The sequence below is a fragment of the Methyloglobulus morosus KoM1 genome (assembly GCF_000496735.2).
GTDB classification, from domain to species: Bacteria; Pseudomonadota; Gammaproteobacteria; order Methylococcales; family Methylomonadaceae; genus Methyloglobulus; species Methyloglobulus morosus.
On sequence record NZ_AYLO01000147.1, the window covers coordinates 1 to 3,971 of the forward strand.

A 3,971-nucleotide genomic window follows, 5' to 3' on the forward strand; every position below is an offset into this window, starting at 1 on the left:
ACTGAAGAAATCGTACCGCAACATAGCGTGCGGATAAACAAGGGTATTCGCATGTTACAGATTGGCCCGTATTATCTCATCCCAAAATGTAGCTGCTATGCCATATATAGTATGTGATTACTGCTTAAGCAATCATTATCCCAATAAAATTAACCCAACATTTGGTTGAAGGAAAAAGCGATCTTAAAGATTCCCTTCGACACGGCCCTCGTGAGCTTAGCGAGCCACTTCTATGTCGCGAAGCTTGAATAACCTAGGTAATCCTGGTTTTTTCAATCATAATAATCGTTAAACAACTTGTTGCATGTCTATTGAAAAACCGCATTTAATTTTCTATGCTCACGGCGTTTTGACCGATAAAATACCGCCACCCATCGTACCTTATAATAATTAACAGGAAAATCCTATGAAGATTGGTGTACCCAAAGAAATTCACCCCGGCGAAAAGCGCGTAGCCACAACCCCGGAGGCCGCAGAACAACTTATCAAGCTGGGTTTTACCGTCTGTATCGAAAGCGGTGCCGGCGAGAGGGCAAACATAAACGATGACGTTTACAAAGAAGCCGGTGTCGAGATAGTTAAAGATGCCAAGACCCTTTGGGAAACGGCAGACATCGTCATGAAAGTGCGTGCTCCCGAGCAACACCCAGAACTGAATGTCAATGAAATTGACTTATTGCCCCAGGGGGGACGTTTAATCAGTTTCATTTGGCCGGCACAAAATGAAGCATTGATGCAACAACTGGCCGCCAAAGGCGCGACCGTATTGGCGATGGACAGTGTGCCCCGTATTTCCCGGGCGCAAAAGCTCGATGCGTTAAGCTCAATGGCGAATATCGCCGGATACCGCGCCATCGTCGAAGCGGCGCAACATTTTGGCCGCTTTTTCACGGGCCAGATAACCGCCGCCGGAAAGATACCGCCCGCCAAAGTCTTGGTCATAGGAGCAGGTGTCGCCGGTTTAGCTGCCATCGGTGCCGCAAAAAGCATGGGCGCTATCGTCCGCTCTTTCGATACCCGCCCTGAAGTTAAGGAGCAAATCGAAAGTATGGATGCCGAATTCCTGATGCTGGATTTCAAGGAAGAAGGCTCCGGTACGGGTGGTTATGCCAAAACCATGTCCAAGGAATTCATCGAAGCGGAAATGGCTTTGTTTGCCAAGCAAGCGATGGAAGTCGATATTATTGTTACCACGGCATTGATCCCCGGTAAACCGGCACCAAAATTAATCACAGAAGCCATGGTCATCTCCATGAAGTCGGGCAGTGTGATCGTCGATTTAGCGGCAGAACAAGGCGGCAACTGCGAACTAACCGAAAAAGATAAAGTGGTTGTAAAGCACGATGTCACCATTATCGGCTATACCAACCTGCCGAGCCGTTTAGCCAACCAGTCCAGCCAGCTTTACGCAACTAATCTTCGGCATTTATTGACTGACCTGACCCCAGAAAAAAATGGTGTTATCAACGTCAATATGGACGATGAAGTGATTCGTGGCACAACGGTCATTAAAGAGGGCAAAATCACCTGGCCGCCACCGCCGCCAACGATCTCGGTAGCACCTAAGCCTCTAACGGAAGCACCCGGCATCAAACAGGAAGAAGTCAAAAAAGAAAAGTCCTTGCTGGGTCAAACCCTGCCTTTGCTGTTAGGCGGCGCGGTCTTGTTCGGCCTAGGCGCAGTAGCGCCAACTGCTTTCATGTCACATTTCACCGTCTTCGTATTAGCCTGTTTTGTCGGCTATCAGGTGATCTGGAATGTATCGCCGTCTTTGCACACGCCATTGATGAGCGTCACCAATGCCATTTCCGGCATTATCGTCATCGGCGCGTTGGTGCAAATATCGACACCGGATTCACTCATCGGCGGCCTCGCTGGCTTGGCTATCTTAATCGCTTCAATCAACATCGCCGGTGGCTTTCTGGTTACCCGTCGCATGTTAGAAATGTTCAGAAAATAAGGGGAAATAACAATGTCTCAAAGTTTAGTCACGATGTCCTACATCGTCGCCACCATTCTGTTCATTCTCAGCTTAAGTGGATTAAGCAATCAGGAAACAGCCCGTCGGGGTAATTACTACGGCATGTTAGGGATGGCAATTGCTATTCTCGCGACCGTACTCAGTGGTGCCGTGAATTCTTACGCGATCTTAATTGCAGCCCTGGTAATAGGCGGCACTATCGGTTTGTTTGCCGCAAAAAAAGTTGAGATGACGCAAATGCCCGAGTTGGTCGCCATCATGCACAGCTTGGTGGGTATGGCGGCTGTGTTGGTCGGTTATGCCAATTTCATGGATACCTCGTCCACCCTGACAGGCGTGGAAAAAACCATTCATGAAGTCGAAATTTACTTAGGTATCCTGATCGGTGCCGTCACTTTCTCCGGTTCCGTTATTGCTTTTTGTAAACTTAGCGAAAAAATCAGCGGCAAGCCTATGTTGCTTCCTGCACGTCACTGGCTCAATCTGGGTTTGTTGATTGGTGCAATAGTGTTAGCCTTCATGTTCTCACACCAAACCGAAAGCGGTGGTGGGCTTTATCCTTTGGCGATTATGACCGTCGTCGCCCTGTTGTTCGGCATCCACATGGTGATGGCAATCGGCGGCGCGGATATGCCTGTGGTCGTTTCCATGCTTAACAGCTATTCCGGCTGGGCAGCGGCGGCGACTGGTTTTATGCTGAACAATGACTTGTTGATTGTGACGGGCGCACTCGTCGGCAGTAGCGGTGCCATCTTGAGTTACATCATGTGCCGCGCTATGAACCGTCATTTCCTTAGCGTTATTGCGGGCGGTTTCGGTACGGCTTCCGGKGGCGAAGCGGCAGTCGTCGAAGGCGAAGTCCATCCGATAGATGCCGAAGAAACCGCGCAATTGCTGTTGTCATCAAAGAATATCATGATTATCCCAGGGTACGGAATGGCCGTCGCGCAAGCCCAGCACACGGTGAATGAAATCACCAAATTCCTGCGGGATAAAGGCAAAAAAGTCGGTTTCGGCATCCACCCCGTCGCGGGCCGTATGCCCGGACACATGAACGTGTTGCTGGCGGAAGCCAAAGTCCCTTACGACATCGTGTATGAGATGGACGAAATCAACGAAGACTGGGATAAGGTGGATGTCAGCATCGTCATCGGTGCCAACGACATCGTAAACCCCTCCGCACTGGACGACCCCAACAGCCCCATCGCCGGAATGCCGGTGCTGGAATGCTGGAAAGGCGACACCACCATCGTCATGAAGCGCAGTATGGCATCGGGTTATGCCGGTGTCGGCAACCCGTTGTTTGTCAAAGACAACACCCGCATGTTGTTCGGTGATGCCAATAAGATGTTGCAAGAGGTGTTGAAGGCGTTAAAAGTTTAATATTGTAGGTTGGCGGTGAGGAACGAACCCCAACACAATCGAATCCCAGTATGTTGGGGCTCGCACACTCACCCCAACGCGCTGACCTACAAAACTACACCGATAAAACCTAAATCGACACCGTACCATGAATCCCTTTTACCTTACCGCCTGCTCTGTGTTGTCTTTTTATAAAAACAACAAAGATTGGATAGATCTTATCAAGGACATAATCTTCATATTCGGCGTTCCACTGCTGTTGTATAAGTCTTACAAATACTTAAAAGATAGAACATTAATTAGTAAGACAGAGAAAATTGAAACGAATCTTCGATTTCGAGATCGCATCGAATCAGAGCTACAAAATTACGTTCTTGAAAAAAATAAAAATGGTAAAAAAGATATAGGAATTCGGTTTGTATATTGGAAAAACTATCCTTGGCAACTTTCTGATGATGGATATAAGCATTTTCTGAAAATTGAATACCATCATGACCTCATATTGGGATCAAGTTGGATTGACAATACGGGAATCAATTTCCAAGAGCATCTTTGGTACTTTGGCAACAGTGTCTATGTAGACAAAAATGAGATATTTTTCTTTGCTCCAAAAGAGACGACATACAAA

3 protein-coding genes are annotated in these 3,971 nt (G+C 47.9%); all 3 read left to right on the top strand.

All coding sequences use genetic code 11. The annotated features are described in order from the left end of the window. The first annotated feature begins 406 nt into the window (after positions 1-406). On the top strand, positions 407-1,960 hold the full coding sequence (locus tag MGMO_RS17165; RefSeq protein ID WP_023496343.1) for a Re/Si-specific NAD(P)(+) transhydrogenase subunit alpha: 1,554 nt from the start codon (positions 407-409) through the stop codon (positions 1,958-1,960). A 12-nt stretch (positions 1,961-1,972) separates the two neighbouring features. Beyond that, positions 1,973-3,364 carry a Re/Si-specific NAD(P)(+) transhydrogenase subunit beta gene (gene pntB, locus MGMO_RS17170; RefSeq protein WP_023496344.1) on the top strand — a complete coding sequence of 464 codons (1,392 nt, stop codon included), beginning with the start codon at positions 1,973-1,975 and terminating at the stop codon, positions 3,362-3,364. Between the two features lie 127 nt (positions 3,365-3,491). Further along, a partial coding sequence (locus MGMO_RS17175; protein ID WP_036308601.1) for a hypothetical protein occupies positions 3,492-3,971 on the top strand: 480 nt, incomplete at its 3' end.